Consider the following 23,941-nt stretch of genomic DNA (forward strand, 5'->3'; position numbering starts at 1 on the left):
GGCGGGTTTATTTATTCACCCGCCTCAATGCCGTTCAGCTTCCCGGCGATAACCGGACCAATCTTCTCAAACGCCGCAGGAGAAATGATCTCCACATGCGCGCAGTCCTGACCATACACCTCCAGTTCAGCGATCCACGGCGCCCAACTGCCTGTCGGACTCATCCCTGCGGGCAGCGTTTTTTCTGCCACAAACAGGGTCGCTCGCCCGTCAAACGGGACGCTGTGCGCGGTGCTCAGTAACCGTACAGCATCAGCATAGTTGCCTTCGATGGTGCTGAACAATTCACGGGAAGCCTTCCCCTGCTGGGCGGCCAGAAACGCTTCCCGCTCGCGATCGATTTCCGCCAGCACTTCCGGATCCAGCCCGTTGGCCTCTTTTTCCGACCAGTTTTGCGTTTCCGGCGGCCAGGTATCGAGCAGGCCCAGGAAAGCGACCGCTTCACCACGCGCGCGCAGGCGCGACGCAATGCCCTGCGCTAACGTGCCGCCGAGCGAATAGCCGAGTAAGTAATACGGGCCGTGCGGCTGTTGCGCCAACAGTGTCGCCAGATGGCGTTCGCAGACCGCGTCCAGATCGGCACAGGTCTGCATCGGCCCCTGTGGACGGGGAGACTGAATGCCGGTAATCGACCACTGCGAACCGAGATAGCGTGACAGAACGCTAAACTGCCAGGCAAATCCCGACGCCGGATGGAAACAGAACAGCGTTGGTCCCCTGCCTTTACGCAGCGGCAGCAGCGTTTCAAAACCCAGACGCTGGCTCTGTACGTCGTCTTCGGCCTCCAGTAACGCGGCCAGTTGGCCAACCGTCGACGCCACCATCACCTGCCCCGGCGTCACCTGACGCGCGAAAATACGGCTGAGCTGCGCCGCCAGCTTCATCGCCAGCAGCGAATGACCGCCGAGAGCAAAGAAGTCGGCATCAATGTCGTTAACTTCACAGCCCAGCAGTTGGCTGAACGCCCGCGCCACCTGCGTCTCAACCCCCGCCAGCGGCGCACGGCCTTTGGCGCGCGGGGCCAGTTCCGGCATCGGCAACGCTTTTCTGTCGAGCTTGCCGTTGGCGCTGAGCGGCAACTGCGCCAGTTGTAGCAGCACCACTGGCACCATGTGCGGCGGCAATGTCTCGCGCAGTTGCGCCTGTAGCGCCGCAATATCCAGCGGCAGGCCGGACTGTGAAACCAGATACCCCACCAGTTGACGGGCGTCGCCGCCGGTCGCCGCCGCCTGATTAAAGACGCAGGCATGTACCACCGCCTGCTCAACATCAGGCAGCGCCTGCATCACGCGGTCGATCTCACCCAGTTCAATGCGCTGTCCGCGGATCTTGAGCTGATCGTCACTGCGCCCAAGGTACTCCACCGCGCCGTTATCCAGCCAGCGCGCAACGTCGCCAGTACGATACATGCGCTCGCCGGGGGCAAACGGATCGGCGATAAACCGGCTCGCGGTGAGATCCGGTCGCCCAAGATATCCCTGTGCCAGTTGAATACCGGTCAGGTAGAGATCGCCCGCCACGCCAGGCGGAACCGGATGCATCATCGCATCCAGAATGCGCAGCCCTGTGTTCCAGACCGGGAAGCCAATCGGTACGCTACTGCCGGTGACCGCTGCCAGTTCGTCACCCCAGGCGGGATACCAGCTGACATCTACCGCCGCTTCCGTCGGCCCGTACAGGTTATGCAGCGGCGCATGGGTCAGTTGCTCCCACTCCCGGCACAGCTCGGCGGGCAGCGCTTCGCCGCTACAGAAGACGTGTTGCAACGTGGCGCAGCTTTCGCGGGCGCTTTCCGGCGTTAGCGACGCCACAAACGCCGCCAGCATCGACGGCACAAAGTGGGTAGTCGTCACCCCATAATGGGCAAAGAAGCGCTGCATGGCGAGCGGATCGCGGTGTGCCTCCGGCTCGGCCATCACCAGCTTCGCGCCGGCGATAAACGGCCAGAAGAATTCCCAGACCGAGACGTCAAAACTGCACGGCGTTTTTTGCGCCACCACGTCGCTCGCCGTCAGCCCATAATGGTTTTGCATCCACAGCAGACGATTGACGATGGCGGTTTGCCCCACCATCACGCCTTTCGGCCTGCCCGTCGACCCGGAGGTGAAAATGATATAGGCGGTATGGTGCGGCTGAGATAAACCGAGCGGCTGGCCGTCCCCGCCTGCCAGCGGTTCGCTGTAGCAAAGGCTTTCCAGCCCCGGCAGGTCGTTAAAGCGAGCACGCTGTTCTTCACTGGTGATTAGCAGTTTAGGTCGGGCATCTTCGAGCATCATCCGCAGACGATCGTCCGGATAGCCGGTATCCAGCGGCAGCCAGGCCGCACCGGCTTCGACAATGCCATGCAGAGCGAGAGTCAGGAAAACAGAGCGCGGTAACGCCACCGCGACGCTGTCCCCCGGTTTCACGCCGCGCTCGCGCAGCAGCGTCGCCAGCGCCACCACTTGCTTGCGCATTTCACGGTAGCTGAACTGATAACGCGCATCCGCCAGCGCCGGGGCATTCGGCGTTCTTTTCGCCTGCTCCGCCACCAGCGCGCTGAGGGTCGTCCGAGGGATCGCGACCTCCGTGGCGTTGACGCTCTCCAGATGCCGCCACTCTGACGGCAGCAGCATGTCGGCATCGCCGCAGCGTAGCGCAGGATTTTCTGCAAACTGTTCAATTATCGCCGTCAGACGCGCGGCGTGCTTCGTCAGGGTCGCTTCATCATAACGCTGGCTGTTAGCCAGCAGCTCGATGCTCAGGCCGCCGTCTTCATCGGGGAACAACGCCAGTTCAAGATCGTTGACCGGACCGGTCGCCAGCGTATGGGTCTGTGCCTGAATGCCCGGAATATCCAGTTGATAATCAAAAACTTTAACATTGAGTACCGGGCCAAACAGCGGTTCTTCTCCGGCGGCGCGCCCGCTGTCGCGAACGATCTGCTCTGCGTCGTAGCGCTGATGACGGCGCATTTTTTTCAACTGCGCCGAGAGTCGTTTCGCCAGATCCGCCAGACTTTCTGCGGCATCAATGCGTACCCCAAGCGGTAACACGTTAAGCACCGGTCCGGTCGCCGTCAGAGCTGCCGAGCCCATCCGACGCATAAAGATAAAGCCCGCGGCGTACTCCATTCGGCTGCACAGCCTGCCGAGCCACAGCGCCACCAGCGCCAGCGCCAGATCGGTGCGCTGCACGTCAGGGAACTGCGCCGACAGCTGGCGAAACGCCCCTTCCGGCGCGTTCAGCTTCATGCGGACGATCTCTGCCGTTGTCGCGCGTCCCGGCAACGGCGCGGAAGACAGCGACGCGGGCGGCGGCAGTTCCCGGCGCTGCTGAGTCCAGAACGCGCCGTCGCGCTGCCAGCCGTCGCTCTGGCGATACTGCTGATATTCCTCTACAACCTCAGCAAACGGCGTAAACGGCGAGGCGGGCGTGGGTTCATCACGCTGCCACGCGCGGTATATCGCCGCGATCTGACGGGTAATGGCCGGGAAACTAAAGCCATCGACCAGCAAATGATGATAGCGCTGATACCAGTACCAGCGGTTATCCGCTACCCGAATTAACTGATGAAACGCCAGCGGTTTACCGCTGTCCACGCGCAGATTTTGTTGCAGATCCGCCTGCATCAGCGCCAGCGCAGCGTCATGAGGATGGACGGCATCACGCAGATCGGTTATCTGCGGCCCGGCAAAGCGCAGAGAATCATCCACCCACTGCCAGACGTCGCCGTTATCTTCCGTAAAGCGCATCCGCAGCGTGTCGGCCTGCTCCATTCCGGCAACCACCGCGCGCGCCAGCAACGGCGCGTCCAGATGGCCAGTAAGCTCCACATAGTGGGCGACGCTCCAGGCCGACGGCAGCGTTGACAGTTTTTCTGCCATCCAGATGCCGGGCTGAGCGGCGACCAGCGGTAAACGTTGGCTCATAGCGCCTCCTGCGAAACGGCATAATGGTGAGGAAGCAAAGTACGCCAGTGTGTTTCCAGCCACTGCTGACACGCCGCCTGGGACTGAGGCCCGGCTACCACCTGCCAGCCAGCGGGCAGCGCGCACTGCTGCGGCCAGAGGCTAAACTGATGCTGACCATTTTGCAGAATGTAAAACAGTCCCTGCGGGTTATCGAAGGGATTCGTGAATTCCATACTCAACTCCTGTCGTGGAAAATCGCCTGCTTAACGCAGCGGCTGCCAGAGGTCGATAAGCCCCTGCATTAGTCCGCCGCGCCAGCAAAGCGCATCATGTCCGCCGTCAACCTGACGCCAGAAAACCGACTGCTGTGTTGTCTTTAGTTGTGCATAAAGCGCCTGGTTCGCCCGGAAAATCACCGGCTCCCGGACCCCGGCCTCCAGCACAATGCGCAAACCGTTGGCCTGAAGAAGCCCGGCTTTGAGTTGTTCTGTGATAAACCCGTCCTGATGGCCGCCGCGATGGGGCCACCAGTACGAACCGGACTGACTGAGGACGCAGCCGAAGCGCCCGGGCCAGTGCAGTCCGGCGTAGAGCGATGACAAGCCGCCGAAGCTCTGTCCGGCCACCAGCGTGCGATCGGCGCGGTCGCTGAACGGCGCAACGGCGTAAACCTGCGGCAATAATTCTTCCTGCACGGCCAGCCAGAAGTCGGGATTACAGGGAAGCTCGCGGCTGCGGTGAGCGGTATCGATCGCATCAATCAGCACGTACACCGCCTGCGGAAGCAGCCCTTGCTGCGTGAGTGACGTCAGCGCAGGCCAGACCGGCAGACTTTGCGCCCAGAACTGGCCGTCGAGCAACACAGCCAACGGACGCGTTTGCGGCCGATCGTCGCCGGTAGTAAAAACCCACACCCGTCGCGTATTGCCGAGGCGTTTGCTGCGCCATTGCACCACAGCTGGCAGAGAACGGGGCGGCTGCGGGCGATCCCAGCCGGGCTGCGCTGGCGCCTGGGGCATTTCCAGCGCCGACACGCCATGTCCTCGCCCGCCCTGCCAACTTACCGGGTTGAGCGGGTCGGCAATCGCCTGGGGCAACAACTGCCGCCAGCCTTCGCGCAACATGGTCCGATCGGGCGTTTCACCTGCCGCCAGACCGGCAAACACATCGTCACGCGCGGTAGGAATAAAACAGTAGCTGCCGCGCCAGTGAGCGCTAAGAACTGTTCGCCATTGCCAGACATCCGTTCCGGCAATGCGCTGCATCGACTGAGGCAACTGGTTCTGATGATGGTCGGTCACGCCGGTGATATAGACCCACACGCGCTGAATGGGGGAGCAGGTTTCATCGCCCTGCGGATCGCGCCACCAGAAGGTGACCTGGTAATTGCCGTTGGCATCGCGTGTCCATTCAGGACCGTTTTTTGACTGCCACCAGGCCTCGCTCCCAACCGTTAACGCCGTCACCGTCTTAACCCCATGTTTATTGTGAAATTTTTCATTGATTGATGAAATATATTGATAATATTATTGATAACTATTTGCATTTGCAATAGCGTATTGTCGCGCTGTGGGAAGCGCGAACACGTTTTAACCAACCGCACTGCGTGCTTTTCTGGAATGGAGGGTTTTCGCAGACGCGGGCGATATCGGGCCAGATGCGTCTTTCCGGCAACTGGTACACGTGGCTAAAGAAAAGCAGGATAAACAATGAACAAGAAGATTCATTCACTGGCCTTATTGGTCAATTTAGGGATTTACGGGGTCGCGCTGCCCGCCATGGCAGAAGAGACAACCGACAGCACAACCGCCTCTCATGAAGACACCATCGTCGTGACCGCCGCCCAGCAAAACCTGCAGGCCCCCGGCGTGTCGACCATTACCGCCGATGAAATTCGCAAAAACCCGCCCGCTCGCGACGTCGCGGAAATTATCCGTACGATGCCAGGCGTTAACCTGACCGGTAACTCGACCAGCGGTCAGCGCGGCAACAACCGCCAGATCGACATTCGCGGTATGGGGCCGGAAAACACCCTGATTCTGATCGACGGTAAGCCCGTCACCAGCCGTAACTCAGTGCGACTTGGCTGGCGCGGCGAACGTGACACCCGTGGCGATACGGCCTGGGTACCGCCGGAAATGATTGAACGCATTGAAGTGCTGCGCGGTCCTGCCGCAGCGCGCTACGGCAATGGCGCCGCCGGGGGCGTGGTGAATATTATCACCAAGAAAAGCAGCAGCGAGTGGCACGGCTCGTGGAACACCTATTTCAACGCGCCGGAGCACAAAGACGAAGGCGCGACCAAGCGCACCAACTTCAGCCTGAACGGCCCGCTCGGCGGGGATTTCAGCTTCCGTCTGTACGGTAACCTCGATAAAACCCAGGCCGACGCGCGCAACATTAACCAGGGGCATCAATCAGAGCGTACCGGCACCTATGCAGATACCCTGCCCGCCGGACGCGAAGGGGTCATCAACAAAGATATTAACGGCGTGGTGCGCTGGGACTTCGCGCCGATGCAGTCCCTCGAACTGGAAGCGGGCTACAGTCGTCAGGGCAACCTGTACGCCGGGGATACGCAAAATACCAACACGAACCAGTTGGTGAAAGATAATTACGGCAAAGAGACTAACCGTCTGTACCGTCAAAACTACTCGCTGACCTGGAACGGCGGCTGGGACAACGGCGTCACCACCAGCAACTGGGTGCAGTATGAACATACCCGTAACTCCCGAACACCGGAAGGTCTGGCGGGCGGTACCGAAGGGATCTTCGATCCGAAGGCCGCACAGAAATATGTTGATGCCGACCTGAACGACGTGACCCTGCACAGTGAAGTCAGTATTCCACTGGATCTGTTGGTAAACCAGAACCTGACGCTGGGCACCGAGTGGACCCAACAGCGCATGAAGGACATGCTTTCCAACTCGCAAACCTTTATGGGCGGCGATATTCCGGGCTATAGCAGTACCGATCGCAGCCCGTATTCAAAAGCGGAAATCTTCTCGCTGTTCGCTGAGAACAACATGGAGTTGACCAACACCACCATGCTGACGCCGGGGCTGCGTTTCGATCATCACAGCATCGTCGGCAACAACTGGAGTCCGTCCCTGAACCTGTCACAGGGCCTCGGCGACGATTTTACCCTGAAAATGGGGATCGCCCGCGCCTATAAAGCACCGAGCCTGTACCAGACCAACCCGAACTACATTCTGTACAGCAAAGGCCAGGGCTGTTACGCCACGGGCGCGGCGTCCGGCATCGGCTGTTACATGATGGGTAACGATGACCTGAAAGCTGAAACCAGCATTAACAAAGAGATCGGCCTTGAGTTCAAACGCGACGGCTGGCTGGCGGGCATTACCTGGTTCCGCAATGATTACCGCAATAAGATTGAGGCGGGTACCGCGCCGATGAACCGCACGTCCATCACCAGCAAAGGGAAAACCACTTACACCGATATTTACCAGTGGGAGAACGTACCCAAAGCCGTGGTTGAAGGTCTGGAAGGAACGTTAAACGTGCCGGTCAGTGAAACGGTGAACTGGACTAACAACATCACGTACATGCTGCAGAGTAAGAACAAAGAGACCGGCGAGCGCCTGTCGATTATTCCAGAGTACACGCTGAACTCAACGCTGAGCTGGCAGGTGCATCAGGACGTCTCGCTGCAGTCCACCTTCACCTGGTACGGCAAACAAGAGCCGAAGAAATACGACTACCAGGGTAAACCGGTGACGGGTTCAGACAAACAGTCCGTCAGCCCGTACAGCATCGTTGGCCTGAGCGCCACCTGGGACGTGACCAAGAACGTCAGCCTGACCGGCGGCGTGGATAACGTCTTCGACAAGCGTTTGTGGCGTGAGGGGAATGCCCAGACTACCGGCAGCACGACTGACGTCTCGTATATGCGTGGCGCAGGCGCGTACACGTATAACGAACCGGGTCGTACGTGGTATATGAGCGTAAACACCCACTTCTGATATCAGCACACCCTTCCGCGCGGGCGGAAGGGTGTTATTATCATCCCATGCAAATCACCCATTCTCGTCTCCCCTTCGCCGACCTTACGCTGCACGTCGTCACTTTCGATCCCGCCAGCTTTCAGGAAAGCGACCTGCTGTGGCTCCCTCACTACACGCGTCTGATGAACGCCGGACGCAAGCGTAAAAGCGAGCATCTGGCAGGCCGGATTGCCGCCGTACATGCGTTAAGGGAGTATGGCGTCAAAAGCGTACCGGGCATCGGCGATCGGCGTCAGCCGCTATGGCCGGAAGGGCTGTTCGGCAGCATCAGCCACTGCGGCAATACCGCGCTGGCGGTAGTCGCCAGAGAGCCAGTGGGGGTTGATACAGAAGCCTTGCTTTCGCCGCAGACGGCGGAAGAACTGGTAAGAAGTCTCGTTTCGGAGACTGAGCAGGAACGTCTGAAAGCGTGTCGCCTGCCCTTTGAACAGGCGCTGACGCTGGCCTTTTCCGCCAAAGAGAGCGCCTTTAAAGCCACGCCAGCGTCAGAGCAGCATCACGCCGGGTTTCACCACTATGAGATTGTCGACGTGCAGGCAAACCTGCTGCGTCTGCGCCACCGCGCGCTGCGTTGGCGCGTGCAGTGGCATTTCACCCAACAGCATCTGATCACGCTGGCCCGCGGTTAACCGTTGAGCAACTCTCGCGCCTGATTCGCCACAGACTGCGCGTCAAAGCCATGGTGTTGTCGCATCCAGCGCCGATCCGCCGCCGCAGCGTATTCACCGTCCGGAATACCCAACCGTTTCAGTACCGCGCCGCTGCCCGCTTCTGCCAGCGCCTCCGCCACCAGACTGCCCAGCCCGCCGTTAACGTTATGTTCTTCAACGGTTATTACCGCCTTGCACCCTTTCAGCGCAGCCAACAGGGCCTGTGTATCACAAGGGCGGATTGACGGCACGCCGATTACCGTCGCATGGATACCGGCGTCGGCTAACAGCGAGGCGGCATCCACCACTTCATGCACCGTCGACCCTGTCGCCACCAGCGCCAGATCGTCACCTTCGCGTAACGTCACAACCGCGCCAGGCGCAAAGCGATAGTCCTCACCATACAACTCCGGCAGCGCTTTGCCGTCCATACGGATATACACCGGACCGACATAACCGAGGGCATAGTCGATGATCTGACGGCATTCGCGCGGAGACGAAGGGGCGAATATCTGGATATTGCCAAACCCCCGCATAACAGCGAGATCGTCGATCGAATGGTGGGTACTGGCCAACGGCCCATAGCTGGCCCCGGCGTTCAGGCCAAACAGCTTCACGTTCGTGTTGTTGTAACAAACATCGACTTTGATTTGCTCGTTAGCCCGGGAAATCAGGAACGGTGCGGCGTTACACGTGACGGCGACTTTCCCGCCCAGCGCCAGCCCTGCCGCCGTACCGACCATGCTTTGCTCGGCGATCCCCACGTTAACCAGCCTGCCGGGAAACTGTTTGATAAACGGGGCAATCTTCGCCGTCGAGGTGGAGTCCGCCACCACCGGCACCAGGTCGACGCCCTTTTCCACGGCATCAATAAACGCCTGAACCATCACGTTCGCGAGGTGTTCTGCATTACTCATCTTTCAGTTCCTCCAGTGCCAGTGCGATTTCTTCGCCTTTCGGTACGCGGTGGTGCCATTCCGGACGTCCCTGAATAAAGGAGATCCCTGCGCCTTTGGTGGTGTTGGCGATAATGACATTGGGTTTACCCGCCTGTTTCAGCCCTTCCAGCGCGGCAACCACCGACGCCATCTCATTGCCTTCACACTCCGTTACCGCCATACCAAACGCCCGCCATTTATCGGCCAGCGGGTCCGTATTCAGGATTTCGCGGGTCGGCCCGGCAAGCTGAAGATTGTTTTTATCGTTAATGATGATCAGGTTATCCAGCCCGTAATGCGCTGCCGCCAGCGCGGCTTCCCAGTTACTGCCTTCTGCCAGCTCGCCGTCGCCGGTAATCAAAAAAATGCGGCGGGCGCTGTTGCTTTTTTTGGCTGCCAGCGCCAGTCCCACCGCAACAGGCAAACCGTGGCCCAGCGCGCCCGTGTTCAACTCAATGCCGGGGGTTTTCTGGCGAACCGGGTGTCCGGGAAGATGGGAGTTGGCATGCTGGTAGGTTTCCAGCCAGTCGACGGGGAAAAATCCCGCTTCTGCCAGCACGCAGTAATAGCACCCCACCGCGTGCCCTTTAGACTGGATGTAGATGTCGCGCTGGTCATCGTCCAGGCGATCCGGCGCGACGTTGAGAATACGGAAGTAGAGCGCGGTCAGCAGTTCAACCTGAGACAAGTCGGCACCGGTGTGGCCGCCTGCGGGACTGTTGGCGTTGAGTCTGACAATGTGGCGGCGCACGGCTCGCGCCTTGCGCTCAAGCGTCTGGATATCGTAATTATAGGGATTCATTTAATACCTCTGAATTTATTTTCAATATGGAATATTTATTCCACCAGGAACTAAAAAAACCAGACATCCCCAGGCGTTGCATGACATGGCTTGTGCCGCTGCAGGATACTCAGGAACATTCTGTCTCCTTACCGCAACTGGATTAACGAACGACATATTCAATTGACTTAACGCTACATTGAATATATATTCACACTTGATTCTTTATTCAATTATGCGACCTTTTTCTCAGCTTTGTCCAATGCTGTTTTTGAGGATTGGTTAAACTTAGAGCTTTGTCACACTTACCAGCTTTGTCTTTTCGCGTATGATAATACCCTCTAAGATAATGGCGGTACGGAACGTATGTGTCTGGCTATGATGAATTTTTTTGGGGAATACTATGGCAAAGCAGGATGAACAACGGCTATTGGTTAAAATCGCAACCCTTTACTATCTCGAGGGTCGCAAACAGTCCGATATTGCTCAGCTTCTCTCGCTTTCTCAGTCGTTTATCTCCCGCGCAATCACCCGCTGTCAAAAAGAGGGCGTGGTGAAAATCAGCGTCGTTCAACCGTCCAATATTTTTCTTAATCTTGAGAAAGGCATCGAAGAACGCTACGGGTTGAAACAAGCCATCGTGGTGGATACGGAAGAAGATGCCAGCGATCACGCCCTTAAACGCGCCATAGGCTCCGCCGCGGCCCACTATCTTGAAACCCGTCTGCGGCCTAAAGATCTGGTTGGCGTCTCGTCGTGGAGTTCAACCATCCGCGCAATGGTCGACGAAGTCCATACACAAAATCTGAAGGCGGGCGGCGTCATTCAACTTCTCGGCGGCGTCGGACCAAACGGCAATGTGCAGGCTACCATCCTCACCCAAACGCTGGCGCAGCACCTGAACTGCGATGCCTGGCTTCTGCCCTCGCAAAGTATCGAAGGTTCGGTGGCAGAGAAAAACCGGCTTATCGCCAGCAAAGACGTCGCCGATGTGATCTCACGCTTCGATAACGTTGATATCGCCATTGTCGGCATCGGCATTCTCGAACCGTCGCAGCTCCTTAAAACCTCCGGGAACTATTATCACGAAGATATGCTCCAGGTGCTGGCCGATCGCGGTGCCGTAGGGGATATCTGTCTGCACTACTATGACAAAAGCGGTCAACCTGTTTTACAGGACGACGAAGATCCGGTGATCGGCATGGCGCTCGACAAAGTGAAAAAATGCCCAAACGTCGTGGCGCTGGCTGGCGGTACCGACAAAGTCGCGGCCATTAAGGGGGCGCTGAACGGCGGCTATATTGACGTTTTGATCACCGACTATCCCACCGCTCGCCAGTTGGTCACCGCCTGAATTCCGCCTCACTGTACTGCCTTTGCGTTGCGATCCTTGTGCGCAAAGGCATTAAAAATCTTTAAATTTCAATAAACTGAAAGGATTCACCTCCACGTAATTTTCACCGGTCTTTGCTATTCTGCTCACTCTCTAAGTGTGATTCTCAGCACAATTGATGATTTTTTCGGTAGCTCAGCCCAACGATTGTGGCTAAGGTATTAAATAAATAATCAATACCGAATATATATTCACAAACAAAAATACGCGACGTCACAGCCAGCCTGATGAAGTAAAACGCGACAACGAGGGATGCCATTCTGCCTTCTACGCCGGGACGCAATGTGACTCAGGAGACAATCTATGTGTACAGCGAAGAAAGGGTTCATTATCGCGCTGGATGAAGGCACCACCAACGCGAAAGCGGTCGCGCTAGACGACAGGGGCAACGTGGTCGCGAAATACTCTCAGCCGCTGGCGATTCAAACGCCGCGGGAAGGCTGGGTGGAACAATCCGGCGAGGTATTGATTGAGGCATCCCTGGACGTGATCGCCAGGGCCATTCAGCATGTCGGCGCAGACAACGTCGTTGCGCTGGCGATCAGTAATCAGCGTGAAACCGCCATCGGCTGGTATCGCGACAGCGGTAAGCCGCTGAATGCCGCGATCACCTGGCAGTGCACGCGCAGCGCGGCCTGGTGTGAGGCGCTGCGCCAGGATAACCAGGAGCCGTTGATTAAAGCCACAACCGGCTTGCCCATCGCCCCGCTGTTTTCGGCCTCTAAAATGCGCTGGCTGCTGGAATCGATACCTGACGGTGCGCGACTGGCGGAACAGGGAAAAATTTGCCTGGGCACCATCGACAGTTGGCTGCTGTGGAACTTAACCGGCGGCGAGGCCTTCTCCTGCGACTACTCCAACGCCGCCCGCACCCAACTGCTTAACCTGCAAACCGGGCAATGGGATGAGGCGATGCTGGCGCTGTTCGCGATCCCCCGCGTCGCGCTGCCGGAAATCAAACCCTCCAGCGGCCTGTTTGGTCATACCCGTGGGCTGGCCGGGATCCCGGATGGTATTCCGGTGATGTCGATGGTTGGCGATTCTCACGCCGCCCTGTTTGGTCATGCGCTTGGCGAACTGGGGTGTGTTAAAGCTACCTACGGCACGGGTTCCTCAGTCATGGCGCCAGTGAAGTCGGCGCAGTGCACTATCCACGCGCTGGCGACCACCATCGCCTGGCATGATGGCGAACGCATTGTTTACGGTCTGGAAGGCAACATTCCGCACACCGGCGACGCGGTTGCCTGGATGGCGGACAGCACCGGACTGAGCGAGCTGCCTGACGACGAGCTGGCGCATGAACTTAACACCCTTCCCGCTTCCGTTGAATCGACCCTCGGCGTTTACTTTGTCCCGGCGCTGACCGGGCTAGGCGCGCCCTGGTGGGATGACAGCGCGCGGGGCGTGATCTGCGGACTCAGCCGCGGGGTAAAGCGAGCGCATCTGATCCGCGCCGCCCTCGAGTCTATTACCTATCAGATAGCAGACGTGGTCGTTGCCATGCAACAGCACGACGATTTCAGCTTAACGGCGCTCATGGTTGACGGCGGTCCAACAAAAAATGACTGGTTGATGCAATACCAGGCGGATCTGTTGGGCTGTCCGGTGATGCGCAGCGATGTGCCGGAACTTTCCGCCATCGGCGCCGCGTTGCTGGCGCGCAAAGCGCTTCACCCCGGCTCGCTAAGCGATCTTAAAGACCTCTTAACCGAGCACAGTACTTTTCAGCCCGACATGGCGCGCCACCGTCGACTGCAACAACGATGGCAGGCGTGGCGCCATGCGGTGAACAGAACATTATGGAAACCGGCCTCGTCGGTCTGACGCCATACCAGGGAATAACGGCTGACTGAATACATTCACTCAACAAAGGAGGACTCCGGCCCATAACAAATCTGGCTTTACGTTGTTTCACCGTACCCGACAATAACAACACAGAGAGAACATTGTCATGAAATTACGTTTAACGCTGTTAACCGCTGCTACCCTGACCGCGTTGTCCTTTGCCGCGCATGCCGTCGACAAAGGGACAATTATGATTATGGTCAACTCGCTGGATAATCCGTATTACGCCTCTGAAGCGAAAGGCGCCAGCGAAAAAGCGCAAGAATTAGGTTACAAGACCACAATTCTTTCGCACAGCGAAGATGTGAAAAAACAAAATGAGCTCATCGATACCGCCATCGGTAAAAAAGTTCAGGGCATTATCCTTGATAACGCTGACTCAACGGCCAGCGTTGCGGCAATTGAAAAAGCGAAAAAAGCGGGAATACCGATTGTCTTAATCAACCGTGAAATTCCGGTAGATGATGTGGCGCTGGTGCAGATTACCCATAATAACTTCCAGGCCGGTTCGGAAGTCGCCAACGTATTTGTGGAAAAAATGGGTGAAAAAGGCAAATACGCTGAGCTGACCTGTAACCTCGCGGATAATAACTGCGTCACCCGTTCCAAATCATTCCACCAGGTCATCGACCAGTTCCCGGATATGGTCAGCGTCGCGAAACAGGATGCTAAAGGCACGCTGATTGACGGCAAACGCATCATGGACAGCATTCTGCAAGCGCACCCTGACGTGAAAGGCGTTATCTGCGGAAACGGCCCCGTCGCGCTTGGCGCTATCGCCGCCCTGAAAGCCGCTAACCGCAGCGACGTCATTGTCGTCGGTATTGACGGCAGCAACGACGAACGCGACGCGGTGAAAGCGGGTTCGCTGCAGGCTACCGTGATGCTTCAGGCTCAGGCCATCGCGGCGCAGGGGGTGACCGATCTGGATAACTACCTGCAAAACGGCGTGAAACCCGATAAACAGCGCGTGATGTTCCGCGGCATTCTCATCACTAAAGATAACGCAGATAAAGTCCAGGATTTCAACATCAAGTCCTGATCCCGGGGAGTTGCGCCTCTCACGAGGCGCAGAGGAGAACATTATGTCTAAAAAAGCCTGGCTGGCGCTGGCCGTATTGACCATGGGAGGGTGCCGCATCGTCTCGCAACAGGAACTGGCGGACCTTAAATCTCCCCCCAATCCCCATATGGCCAACATTGACCAAATGTGGCAAAACCAGATTGTCCCGCAGATTGTCGGGCAGGCGCGTCCCGTCGCCGAACTGATGGCGGCGCTGGGCGCGGAAAAAGACATTGACAGCGCCTGTCAAAAGCTGGGCCTTCGTTCTCAGGATGAGAATCCCTGCCTCTTTTACGTCAAGGTAGCAGGAAAGATCAGCCAACTCGACACGGCGTCACGCAGCGGCAAGATGACGGTCGCGGATAAGAGCGGCAGCGATGTGGTCGTCCAGATCGGTCCGACGCTGCGCGGCACGCAGTTGCGCGATGCGTATAAAGGGGCCAGCTACGGTGATTTCAACGACCAGGTGTTGTTCGGCGAATATGGCCGGGCAATTAACGAGCAGGCCGTCAACATGATCCAGGCGGCGCCGCTGAAAACCGGCGAATCCGTCGAGGTGTATGGCGTATTTTCCAGTTGGGATATTCCCCAAACACTGCCTGCGATTACGCCCGCCAAAATCGACCTGGCAGGAGGGGAATAATATGCAGCCGCATAATCGCGTCGCGCCCGACTGCGCTGAGTCTGAAGTGATTATTGAAACCCGTGCGCTGTCGCGCGTTTATCCCGGGGTGGTGGCGTTAGATAATGTGAATTATCGGGTCTACCGGAATAAGGTCAATGTACTGATTGGCGAAAATGGCGCGGGTAAATCGACCATGATGAAAATGCTCGCCGGGGTGGAAACGCCCTCCTCCGGGCAACTGTTTCTTGATGGTCAACCTGTCTCGCTAAATTCGACGCATCAGGCGGAGAAACTGGGGATCAGCATTATTTTTCAGGAGCTGAATTTATTTCCCAATATGAACGTCATGGATAATATTTTCATGGCTAACGAATTTTTCCAGAAAGGACGAATCAACGAAAAATATCAGTATGCGTTGGCGAAATCTTTACTGGAAAGACTGGAGCTGGACGTTGACCCTTATACGCCGCTAGGGGAACTCGGCATCGGCCACCAGCAACTGGTGGAAATCGCCCGCGCGCTGTCTAAAGACACGCGAGTGCTGATCATGGATGAACCTACCTCGGCCCTCAGCCAGTCTGAAGTGAAAGTGCTGTTCAACGTGATCGAACAGCTGAAGCGGCGCGGCGTGACCATTATTTATATCTCCCACCGTCTGGAAGAACTGATGGAAATTGGCGACAACATCACCATTTTCCGCGACGGTCGGTTTATCAGCGAACGTCCCGTTCGTGACGCCAGCATTCCGTGGATCATCGAACAGATGGTGGGCGACAAGAAAAAACATTTCGATTACCAGGCCGCGCCACACGGCGACACCGTGCTTGCCGTACAGGGCCTGACCGCGCTTCACCCCAGCGGTGGCTACAAACTCAATGACGTTTCGTTTCGCTTACGCAAAGGCGAAGTGATCGGCATTTACGGTCTGCTGGGCGCCGGGCGCACTGAGTTGTTTAAGGGGCTGGTAGGCCTGATGCCCTGCCAGAGTGGAAAGATAGACCTCAACGGCGAACGCATTGATAACGCCCACTTCCAGTCGCGACTGAAAAAAGGGCTGGCGCTGGTGCCAGAGGACAGACAGGGTGAAGGCGTGGTGCAGATGATGTCGATCCAGTCCAACATGACCTTGTCAGACTTCAGCCTGAAGGGGTTTCGTCGGGCCTGGCAATGGTTGAACCCGCATAAAGAGCAGGCCAGCGTGAAGGAGATGATCCAGCAACTGGCAATTAAGGTCAGCGATCCCGAACTGCCCATTACTTCCCTGAGCGGAGGCAACCAGCAGAAAGTGGTACTGGGCAAGGCGCTGATGACGCAGCCTCAGGTGGTGTTTCTTGATGAACCGACCCGCGGCATCGACGTGGGCGCGAAAACCGACGTCTATCACCTTATCGGCAAAATGGCGCAGCAAGGGTTGGCAGTGATGTTTTCGTCATCTGAACTCGACGAAGTGATGGCGCTGGCGGATCGCATTCTGGTCATGGCCGATGGCCGCATTACCGCCGATGTCCCCCGCGATGCCGTCACGCGCGAGGCGTTAATCGCCGCGTCTACCCCACAAGATTAATCAGGCTGGAATCCATCATGAACCAGAAATATATGATTTATATGTACCTGCTAAAGGCCAGAACATTCATCGCGCTGCTGCTGGTGATTGCGTTCTTTAGCGTGATGGTACCGAATTTCCTGACCACGTCTAACCTGCTGATTATGACGCAGCATGTGGCAATCACCGGGCTTCTGGCCATTGGCATGACGCTGGTGATCCTGACGGGCGGCATCGACCTGTCCGTGGGCGCCGTTGCCGGGATCTGCGGCATGGTGGCGGGCGCGCTGTTGACCAACGGCCTGCCCATCTGGGGCGGTAATATCCTCTTTTTTAACGTGCCGGAGGTGATCCTCTGCGTCGCCCTGTTCGGCATCCTCGTCGGGTTCATCAACGGCGCGGTAATTACCCGCTTCGGCGTGGCGCCGTTTATCTGCACCCTCGGCATGATGTATGTCGCCAGGGGCTCCGCCCTGCTGTTTAACGACGGCAGCACCTATCCCAACCTCAACGGGATGGAGGCGCTGGGCAACACCGGTTTCGCCACGCTGGGCTCCGGCACCCTGTTGGGCATTTATCTACCTATCTGGCTGATGATTGGCTTCCTGCTGCTGGGTTATTGGATCACCACCAAAACGCCGCTTGGTCGCTATATCTACGCCATCGGCGGCAACGAGTCCGCCGCGCGCCTTGCCGGCGTGCCGATCGTTAAAACAAAAGTCTTTGTATACGCCTTCTCCGGACTGTGCGCGGCCTTTGTCGGACTGATTGTCGCCTCGCAGCTGCAAACCGCGCATCCGATGACCGGCAATATGTTTGAAATGGACGCCATTGGCGCCACCGTACTGGGCGGAACCGCGCTGGCGGGTGGGCGCGGCAGGGTATCCGGCTCCATTATCGGCGCTTTCGTCATCGTCTTTCTCGCCGACGGGATGGTCATGATGGGCGTCAGTGACTTCTGGCAGATGGTCATTAAAGGGGTGGTTATCGTCACCGCCGTGGTGGTCGATCAGTTCCAGCAAAAGCTCCAGAACAAGGTCATTCTGATGCGCCGCCATGAAGAAAAGCTGGCGGCGGCGCCCTCGGCAAAAACCGCATCAAGCTAAACCGCATCATTCCGCCGGGCGGAGGCTGCCCGGCTTAAACAGGAGAAAAAATATGCAACGCAATTTTCAGGGGAAAACCGTGGTTATCACCGGGGCATGTCGGGGAATTGGCGCCGGCATCGCCGAACGCTTCGCCCGCGACGGCGCAAATCTGGTGATGGTGTCCAACGCGGAGCGCGTCCACGACACCGCAGAGCAACTGCGCCAGCGCTATCAGGCGGATATCTTGTCACTGCAGGTCGATGTGACCGATGAGGCGCAGGTGCAGTCGCTGTACGAGCAGGCCGCCGCCCGCTTCGGGACTGTCGATGTATCCATCCAGAATGCCGGAGTCATCACCATCGACTATTTCGACCGGATGCCGAAGGCGGATTTCGAAAAAGTGTTGGCGGTAAACACTACCGGGGTATGGCTGTGCTGTCGTGAAGCGGCAAAATACATGGTTAAACAGAATCAGGGCTGCCTGATCAACACCTCGTCAGGTCAGGGGCGGCAGGGCTTTATCTACACCCCGCATTACGCCGCCAGCAAGATGGGCGTTATCGGTATCACCCAGAGCCTGGCGCACGAGCTGGCGCCGTGGAATATCACCGTCAACGCCTTCTGTCCGGGCATTATCGAAAGCGAAATGTGGGATTACAACGATCGCGTGTGGGGCGAGATTCTCAGCAGCGAAGAAAAACGCTACGGCAAAGGGGAACTGATGGCGGAATGGGTGAAAGGGATCCCGATGAAACGGGCCGGGAAACCCGAGGATGTCGCCGGGCTGGTGGCTTTCCTTGCCTCTGACGATGCGCGTTACCTTACCGGGCAGACCATTAATATTGATGGCGGCCTGATCATGTCGTAATCCCCGCCGGGGACTATGTGGAGAGAAATCACTATGATCGCAAAAGATTTTGCCCGGCAGTTATTTAACCTCGAAGGACGCGTCGCCTTCGTTACCGGCGCGGGTAGCGGTATCGGCCAGATGATAGCCTGGGCCCTTGCCAGCGCGGGCGCGCGCGTGGTCGGTTTTGACCTGCGGGAAGACGGCGGGCTGAAAGAGACCGTACAGAATATCGAGGCCATCGGCGGGCAGGCCGCCCTCTACGCGGGCGATGTCCGGCAACTCAGCGACCTGCGCGCGGCCATCGCTTTCACCCACGAACGTTTTGGTCGCCTCGATATCGCGGTTAACGCCGCCGGGATCGCGAACGCTAACCCGGCGCTGGAAATGGAAAGCGAGCAGTGGCAGCGGGTGATTGATATCAACCTGACGGGCGTGTGGAACTCGTGCAAAGCCGAAGCGGAACTGATGCTGAAAAGCGGTGGCGGCGCCATTATTAATATCGCCTCTATGTCCGGGATCATCGTGAACCGGGGCCTTGATCAGGCGCATTACAACAGTTCGAAAGCCGGCGTCATCCATCTTTCGAAAAGTCTGGCGATGGAGTGGATTGAGAAAGGGATTCGGGTCAACTCCATCAGCCCGGGTTATACCGCCACGCCAATGAATACCCGCCCGGAAATGGTGCATCAGACGCGGGAATTTGAAAGCCAGACGCCGATTCAACGTATGGCGAAGGTGGAAGAGATGGCCGGTCCGGCGCTGTTTCTCGCCAGCGATGCCGCGTCGTTTTGCACGGGGGTAGATCTGGTGGTGGATGGCGGGTTTATCTGCTGGTAAACATTCGCCCGCAGCCAGTGAAGACTGCGGGCTTTCATTTTTCTGAATCTCAGCAATGGCCTGAAGCCGGAAAGCGTCAGGCACCCGCGGTTACCCGACTCTCCACATCTCTTCTTACTGTGTATGTAAACAGTAAGCGTTTTTTTTCAGAAAACGTTTAGATCTACATGCCGGGAAACAGTACGCCGTTGCCTGGCGCTTCGCGATCCAGATGAATAAAGTTCAGATGGCGTTCATACTGGTCGAGAATATCGGTAATCACCTGCTCTTTGCTGTAGTCCATCAGGTCATTACCCTGACTGCCTTCCAGCAGGAAAGTTTCCAGACGATAGTAGGTCGATTTACCACTGCGGGCACGGTAGGTGAAACCCGGCACCGCGTACTGCTGCGGCCAGATCTGGTAGATAAAATTCCGTTCGTCGCCCATGTATACCCGCAGATCCAGATGGCCGAGGTTTTCGCCCTCTTCCGGCGGCAGGCTTTTTAGCGCTACCCTGGCGCCGCGCAGTGTGAGCTCCTGGGCCACTTCCTCCATCGCCGGGAAGCATACCGTCTCCATCATCTGGCGGGTATAGCGCGTGCCCGGATAGTTCATCAGCCGCGATAAGCGTTTTTTCCAGCTCAGCCGATCCTGTACGCCCATCGGACGCGGCGCGGTGTGTCGGCTGGCGCTTTCCCGGCGATAATCCTCGACCTTCAGCGATTTATACAGCCCGGCCATGACAAAGAAGATGACGAAGCTAAACGGTAGCCCCATGATGACCGTGGTGTTCTGCAGCGCGGAAATACCGTTCGTCATCAACATGCCGAGCGTCAGCAGGCCGATGGCGACAGACCAGAAAATGCGCAGCCAGTTTGGCGCATCGCTGTTAATGTCTTTTAGCCTTGAAGTAAAGTTACCCAACACCAGCGCGCCGGAATCTGCGGAGGTCACATAGAACAGCAGGCCTGTGATTGTCGCCACCGAGGCGCTGAAGGTGAACGCCGGATACTGGGCCAGCAGGCTGTAAAATCCACGCTCCGGATGCGCCATCGCTTCGGATGCAAAGCCTGCATCGCCGTGAATAATTTCGTACAGCGCGCTGTTGCCAAACACCGACAGCCACAGCAGGGTAAAGGTGAACGGAATAATCAGCGTGCCGAAAACGAACTGACGGATCGTACGCCCGCGCGAAATACGCGCCAGGAACAGGCCGACAAACGGTGACCACGCCACCCACCACGCCCAGAAGAACAGCGTCCAGTTGTTCATCCACTCGACCGGGCGATCAAAAGCAAAGCTGTTCAACGTCATGCCCATAAAGCGATTCACGTAATCACCCACGTTAAGCACCAGCGCATTGAGCAGGAATGACGTATCGCCCATAAACAGCACAAACAGAATCAGCCCCAGCGCCAGCGCAACGTTCAGTTCGGACAGCACGCGAATGCCCTTATCGACGCCCGAGGTGACAGAAATTGTGGCGATAATCACCGACAGCACTATCAGCGCCGCCTTTGCCGCCATTGAGTCCGGGATATCAAACAGCACGCTAAGCCCGTAGTTCAGTTGCACCACGCCAATCCCGAGGGTGGTGGCGATGCCGAAGATGGTGCCAATCACCGCCGCGATGTCCACGCTGTGTCCTATCGGTCCGTTGATTCGTTTACCAAAGATGGGATAGAGCGCCGAACGAATGGTCAACGGCAGGTTATAGCGATAGCTGAAGTAGCCCAGCGCCATGCCCATCAGCGCATACATCGACCAGCCTGTCAGGCCGTAGTGAAACAGGGTCCAGACCATCGACTGGCGAGCCGCTTCGACTGTCTGCCCCGCCCCTTCCGGCGGCTGCATATACTGCGTGACCGGTTCCGCGACCGAGAAAAACATCAGGTCGATACCAATCCCGGCGGCAAATAACATCGCAGCCCAGCTTAACAGGCTGAATTCTGGTTTGGACTGCTCAGGCCCGAGCTTCACTGAGCCAAAGCGCGAACAGGCGATAAAAATGACGAAGACGATATACAGCGTGGCGGCCAACAGATAATACCAGCCGAAGGTTTTCGATACCCAGTTCAACGTCTTGCCGATCCAGGCGGCGGAGAAATCACTAAAGAAGATCGTGGTCAGGGAAAACAACAAAATCAGCCCGGCGGACGTATAAAAAACAACCGGATTGATTTTGTCTTTTTCTCTGCACGAGGGAAGGTCTGACATCCAGTATCCTCACTTTTATTGCAACTATTTGAAATCAAAAACGTAACAATTAATACACATTTATATTGAACGTTCAATCAAAAACCGTTCTAATAGATAAACAAAACTGATGAATGGAGTCCGAAAATGCCCAAACTGGGGATGCAACCGATTCGGCAACGGCAGCTGATTAACGCCACGCTGGAGGCGATCAATGAGGTGGGAATGCACGATGCGACGATCGCGCAGATCGCCCGTCGCGCCGGGGTTTCGACCGGCATCATCAGCCATTACTTCAGGGATAAGAATGGATTGCTGGAGGCGACGATGCGCGACATCACCAGCCAGCTCCGCCATGCGGTTTTGCATCGGCTGCGTGCGCTCCAGGGCGCCCGTGCCGAACTGCGCCTGCGGGCCATCGTCGCGGGGAATTTTGACGACACGCAGATAAGCCACGCGGCGATGAAAGCGTGGCTGGCCTTCTGGGCCAGCAGTATGCATCAGCCGATGCTGTATCGCCTTCAGCAGGTTGCCAGTAAGCGCCTGCTGTCGAATATCGTCTACGAATTTAAGCGTGAACTGCCGCGCGAACAGGCGCAGCAGGCGGGTTACGGACTGGCGGCGCTGATTGACGGGCTCTGGCTACGCGCCGCGCTGAGCGGCGAACCGTTTAATCTGAGTCTCGCCCAGGCGCTGACCACCCATTTCATCAGTCAGCATTTGCCGAAAGCCACTGACTAAACGAGGAGAACGCATGTCGCGAATGGCAGAACAACAGCTTTATATAGACGGTGGTTATACCGCCGCCGCCAGCGGTCACACCTTCGATACCATCAATCCTGCCAATGGCGATATTCTGGCGACGGTTCACGCCGCAGGGCGTGACGATGTTGATCGCGCCGTAAAAAGCGCCCAACGCGGACAAAAAATTTGGGCGGCGATGACCGCGATGGAACGTTCGCGCATTCTGCGCCGGGCGGTGGATATTCTGCGCGAACGCAATGACGAGCTGGCCAGACTGGAAACGCTGGATACCGGAAAGCCGTTCAGCGAAACCGCCAGCGTGGATATCGTGACCGGCGCGGACGTACTGGAGTATTACGCCGGGCTGATCCCGTCACTGGAAGGCAGCCAGATCCCGCTGCGCGAGTCCGCTTTCGTTTACACTCGCCGCGAGCCGTTGGGCGTGGTGGCAGGGATCGGCGCATGGAACTACCCGATTCAAATCGCGCTGTGGAAGTCTGCTCCGGCGCTGGCGGCGGGCAATGCGATGATCTTCAAACCCAGCGAAGTGACGCCGCTCACCGCGTTAAAGCTGGCGGAAATCTACAGCGAAGCGGGTCTGCCGGACGGCGTATTTAACGTGTTGCCGGGCGCGGGTGCGGAAACGGGCCAGTATCTGACCGAACATCCCGGCATTGCCAAAGTGTCGTTTACCGGCGGGGTTGCCAGCGGCAAAAAAGTGATGGCGCATTCCGCGGCCTCCTCACTGAAAGAGGTCACGATGGAGCTGGGCGGTAAATCGCCGCTGATTATTTTCGAGGACGCCAACGTTAATCTGGCCGCCGACATCGCCATGATGGCGAATTTCTACAGCGCTGGGCAGGTCTGTACCAACGGCACCCGCGTGTTTATCCCGACAAAGATGAAAAGCGCCTTTGAACAGACGATCCTCTCCCGCGTGGCGCGAATTCGCGCAGGCGATCTGTTTGATCCGGCAACTAACTTCGGGCCTCTGGTCAGCTTCGCGCATCGGGAAAACGTTCTGCGCTATATCGAAAGCGGCAAGCGCGAAGGCGCAACGCTACTGTGCGGCGGCGGCGCACTGAAAGGCCGCGACGTTGAACATGGCGCGTGGGTTGCGCCAACGGTGTTCACCGACTGTCGCGACGAGATGACCATCGTACGGGAAGAAATCTTTGGCCCGGTCATGTCAATTCTCACCTATGAGCGCGAAGACGAGGTAATTCGCCGCGCCAACGCGACCGACTATGGTCTGGCGGCAGGCGTGGTCACGCAGGATCTCAACCGTGCGCATCGGGTTATCCACCAGCTCGAGGCCGGGATCTGCTGGATCAACACCTGGGGGGAATCCCCGGCGGAAATGCCGGTCGGCGGCTATAAGCACTCTGGCATTGGTCGTGAAAACGGCGTGATGACGCTGCAAAACTACACCCAGGTAAAATCCATCCAGATCGAGATGGCCCCCTTCCAGTCCGTCTTTTAACCAGGAG

The 23,941-nt window shown here is 57.5% G+C and carries 18 protein-coding genes; 12 read left to right on the top strand and 6 right to left on the bottom strand.

Annotated features, from left to right (window positions below):
* Window positions 1-11: 11 nt before the first annotated feature.
* Genes entF through fes form a run of 3 tightly spaced genes read right to left on the bottom strand, consistent with a single transcriptional unit; the run spans window position 12 to window position 5,359 of the window.
* Window positions 12-3,911: an enterobactin non-ribosomal peptide synthetase EntF gene (entF, locus tag OGY07_RS18750; protein WP_286602355.1), complete on the bottom strand. Its 3,900-nt coding sequence runs from the start codon at window positions 3,909-3,911 to the stop codon at window positions 12-14.
* Window positions 3,908-4,126: an MbtH family protein gene (locus OGY07_RS18755; RefSeq protein ID WP_042285631.1), complete on the bottom strand. Its 219-nt coding sequence runs from the start codon at window positions 4,124-4,126 to the stop codon at window positions 3,908-3,910. Before OGY07_RS18755 ends, entF begins: the two co-directional genes overlap by 4 nt.
* 30 nt (window positions 4,127-4,156) lie before the next feature.
* Window positions 4,157-5,359, bottom strand: a complete 1,203-nt coding sequence (gene fes, locus OGY07_RS18760; protein WP_286602359.1) for an enterochelin esterase — start codon at window positions 5,357-5,359, stop codon at window positions 4,157-4,159.
* A gap of 243 nt (window positions 5,360-5,602) precedes the next feature.
* On the opposite strand from fes, the gene OGY07_RS18765 reads away from it, so the two are divergent.
* Both OGY07_RS18765 and entD read left to right on the top strand, forming a co-directional pair.
* Window positions 5,603-7,876, top strand: coding sequence for a TonB-dependent siderophore receptor (locus tag OGY07_RS18765; RefSeq protein WP_286602361.1), 2,274 nt, complete (start codon window positions 5,603-5,605; stop codon window positions 7,874-7,876).
* A 47-nt stretch (window positions 7,877-7,923) separates the two neighbouring features.
* On the top strand, window positions 7,924-8,547 hold the full coding sequence (gene entD, locus OGY07_RS18770; protein ID WP_181821817.1) for an enterobactin synthase subunit EntD: 624 nt from the start codon (window positions 7,924-7,926) through the stop codon (window positions 8,545-8,547).
* On the opposite strand, the gene OGY07_RS18775 is transcribed toward entD, so the two are convergent.
* On the bottom strand, window positions 8,544-9,485 hold the full coding sequence (locus OGY07_RS18775) for a transketolase family protein (RefSeq protein ID WP_042285642.1): 942 nt from the start codon (window positions 9,483-9,485) through the stop codon (window positions 8,544-8,546). The genes entD and OGY07_RS18775 overlap by 4 nt on opposite strands.
* Complete coding sequence (locus OGY07_RS18780; protein WP_042285644.1) at window positions 9,478-10,308, bottom strand: transketolase; 831 nt, start codon at window positions 10,306-10,308, stop codon at window positions 9,478-9,480. Before OGY07_RS18780 ends, OGY07_RS18775 begins: the two co-directional genes overlap by 8 nt.
* A 382-nt stretch (window positions 10,309-10,690) precedes the next feature.
* On the opposite strand from OGY07_RS18780, the gene OGY07_RS18785 reads away from it, so the two are divergent.
* The 8 genes from OGY07_RS18785 (at window position 10,691) to OGY07_RS18820 (ending at window position 19,531) form a co-directional block, all read left to right on the top strand.
* The gene (locus OGY07_RS18785) at window positions 10,691-11,641 is read left to right on the top strand and encodes a sugar-binding transcriptional regulator (RefSeq protein ID WP_181821818.1); all 951 of its coding nucleotides are present in this window, start codon (window positions 10,691-10,693) and stop codon (window positions 11,639-11,641) included.
* A gap of 342 nt (window positions 11,642-11,983) precedes the next feature.
* Window positions 11,984-13,504, top strand: a complete 1,521-nt coding sequence (locus tag OGY07_RS18790; protein ID WP_286602369.1) for an FGGY family carbohydrate kinase — start codon at window positions 11,984-11,986, stop codon at window positions 13,502-13,504.
* Window positions 13,505-13,631: 127 nt separating this feature from the next.
* The gene (locus OGY07_RS18795) at window positions 13,632-14,567 is read left to right on the top strand and encodes a D-ribose ABC transporter substrate-binding protein (protein WP_286602371.1); all 936 of its coding nucleotides are present in this window, start codon (window positions 13,632-13,634) and stop codon (window positions 14,565-14,567) included.
* 43 nt (window positions 14,568-14,610) lie between these two features.
* Window positions 14,611-15,231, top strand: a complete 621-nt coding sequence (locus OGY07_RS18800) for a DUF2291 family protein (RefSeq protein WP_286602374.1) — start codon at window positions 14,611-14,613, stop codon at window positions 15,229-15,231.
* A 1-nt stretch (window position 15,232) separates the two neighbouring features.
* The gene (locus tag OGY07_RS18805; protein ID WP_042285657.1) at window positions 15,233-16,777 is read left to right on the top strand and encodes a sugar ABC transporter ATP-binding protein; all 1,545 of its coding nucleotides are present in this window, start codon (window positions 15,233-15,235) and stop codon (window positions 16,775-16,777) included.
* A gap of 17 nt (window positions 16,778-16,794) precedes the next feature.
* Window positions 16,795-17,862, top strand: a complete 1,068-nt coding sequence (locus OGY07_RS18810; protein ID WP_042285659.1) for an ABC transporter permease — start codon at window positions 16,795-16,797, stop codon at window positions 17,860-17,862.
* A 52-nt stretch (window positions 17,863-17,914) separates the two neighbouring features.
* Complete coding sequence (locus tag OGY07_RS18815; protein ID WP_200033623.1) at window positions 17,915-18,712, top strand: glucose 1-dehydrogenase; 798 nt, start codon at window positions 17,915-17,917, stop codon at window positions 18,710-18,712.
* Between the two features lie 33 nt (window positions 18,713-18,745).
* Entirely contained in the window at window positions 18,746-19,531 is a 786-nt protein-coding gene (locus tag OGY07_RS18820) for an SDR family oxidoreductase (protein WP_042285664.1), read from the top strand.
* Window positions 19,532-19,694: 163 nt separating this feature from the next.
* Here OGY07_RS18820 and OGY07_RS18825 read toward each other — a convergent pair whose 3' ends face one another.
* The gene (locus tag OGY07_RS18825) at window positions 19,695-21,728 is read right to left on the bottom strand and encodes a choline transporter (protein ID WP_286602381.1); all 2,034 of its coding nucleotides are present in this window, start codon (window positions 21,726-21,728) and stop codon (window positions 19,695-19,697) included.
* A gap of 126 nt (window positions 21,729-21,854) precedes the next feature.
* Here OGY07_RS18825 and betI point away from each other — a divergent pair, with 126 nt between their 5' ends.
* Together betI and betB are read left to right on the top strand one after the other, a co-directional pair.
* On the top strand, window positions 21,855-22,448 hold the full coding sequence (gene betI / locus OGY07_RS18830; RefSeq protein WP_042285669.1) for a transcriptional regulator BetI: 594 nt from the start codon (window positions 21,855-21,857) through the stop codon (window positions 22,446-22,448).
* Between the two features lie 13 nt (window positions 22,449-22,461).
* On the top strand, window positions 22,462-23,934 hold the full coding sequence (gene betB, locus OGY07_RS18835; RefSeq protein ID WP_042285671.1) for a betaine-aldehyde dehydrogenase: 1,473 nt from the start codon (window positions 22,462-22,464) through the stop codon (window positions 23,932-23,934).
* Window positions 23,935-23,941 lie beyond the last annotated feature (7 nt).

The sequence above is a fragment of the Citrobacter sp. Cs237 genome (genome assembly GCF_030332325.1).
GTDB classification, from domain to species: domain Bacteria; phylum Pseudomonadota; class Gammaproteobacteria; order Enterobacterales; family Enterobacteriaceae; genus Citrobacter_A; species Citrobacter_A sedlakii.

What these genes read in the sequence shown, in the direction of transcription:
- OGY07_RS18815 (WP_200033623.1), top strand. Translation starts at nt 17,915, where the DNA reads ATGCAACGCAATTTTCAGGGGAAAACCGTGGTTATCACCGGGGCATGT.
- OGY07_RS18795 (WP_286602371.1), top strand. Translation starts at nt 13,632, where the DNA reads ATGAAATTACGTTTAACGCTGTTAACCGCTGCTACCCTGACCGCGTTG.
- OGY07_RS18805 (WP_042285657.1), top strand. Translation starts at nt 15,233, where the DNA reads ATGCAGCCGCATAATCGCGTCGCGCCCGACTGCGCTGAGTCTGAAGTG.
- OGY07_RS18825 (WP_286602381.1), bottom strand. Translation starts at nt 21,728, where the DNA reads ATGTCAGACCTTCCCTCGTGCAGAGAAAAAGACAAAATCAATCCGGTT.
- OGY07_RS18820 (WP_042285664.1), top strand. Translation starts at nt 18,746, where the DNA reads ATGATCGCAAAAGATTTTGCCCGGCAGTTATTTAACCTCGAAGGACGC.
- betB (WP_042285671.1), top strand. Translation starts at nt 22,462, where the DNA reads ATGTCGCGAATGGCAGAACAACAGCTTTATATAGACGGTGGTTATACC.
- betI (WP_042285669.1), top strand. Translation starts at nt 21,855, where the DNA reads ATGCCCAAACTGGGGATGCAACCGATTCGGCAACGGCAGCTGATTAAC.
- OGY07_RS18780 (WP_042285644.1), bottom strand. Translation starts at nt 10,308, where the DNA reads ATGAATCCCTATAATTACGATATCCAGACGCTTGAGCGCAAGGCGCGA.
- OGY07_RS18800 (WP_286602374.1), top strand. Translation starts at nt 14,611, where the DNA reads ATGTCTAAAAAAGCCTGGCTGGCGCTGGCCGTATTGACCATGGGAGGG.
- OGY07_RS18775 (WP_042285642.1), bottom strand. Translation starts at nt 9,485, where the DNA reads ATGAGTAATGCAGAACACCTCGCGAACGTGATGGTTCAGGCGTTTATT.
- OGY07_RS18810 (WP_042285659.1), top strand. Translation starts at nt 16,795, where the DNA reads ATGAACCAGAAATATATGATTTATATGTACCTGCTAAAGGCCAGAACA.
- entD (WP_181821817.1), top strand. Translation starts at nt 7,924, where the DNA reads ATGCAAATCACCCATTCTCGTCTCCCCTTCGCCGACCTTACGCTGCAC.
- entF (WP_286602355.1), bottom strand. Translation starts at nt 3,911, where the DNA reads ATGAGCCAACGTTTACCGCTGGTCGCCGCTCAGCCCGGCATCTGGATG.
- OGY07_RS18765 (WP_286602361.1), top strand. Translation starts at nt 5,603, where the DNA reads ATGAACAAGAAGATTCATTCACTGGCCTTATTGGTCAATTTAGGGATT.
- OGY07_RS18755 (WP_042285631.1), bottom strand. Translation starts at nt 4,126, where the DNA reads ATGGAATTCACGAATCCCTTCGATAACCCGCAGGGACTGTTTTACATT.
- OGY07_RS18785 (WP_181821818.1), top strand. Translation starts at nt 10,691, where the DNA reads ATGGCAAAGCAGGATGAACAACGGCTATTGGTTAAAATCGCAACCCTT.
- OGY07_RS18790 (WP_286602369.1), top strand. Translation starts at nt 11,984, where the DNA reads ATGTGTACAGCGAAGAAAGGGTTCATTATCGCGCTGGATGAAGGCACC.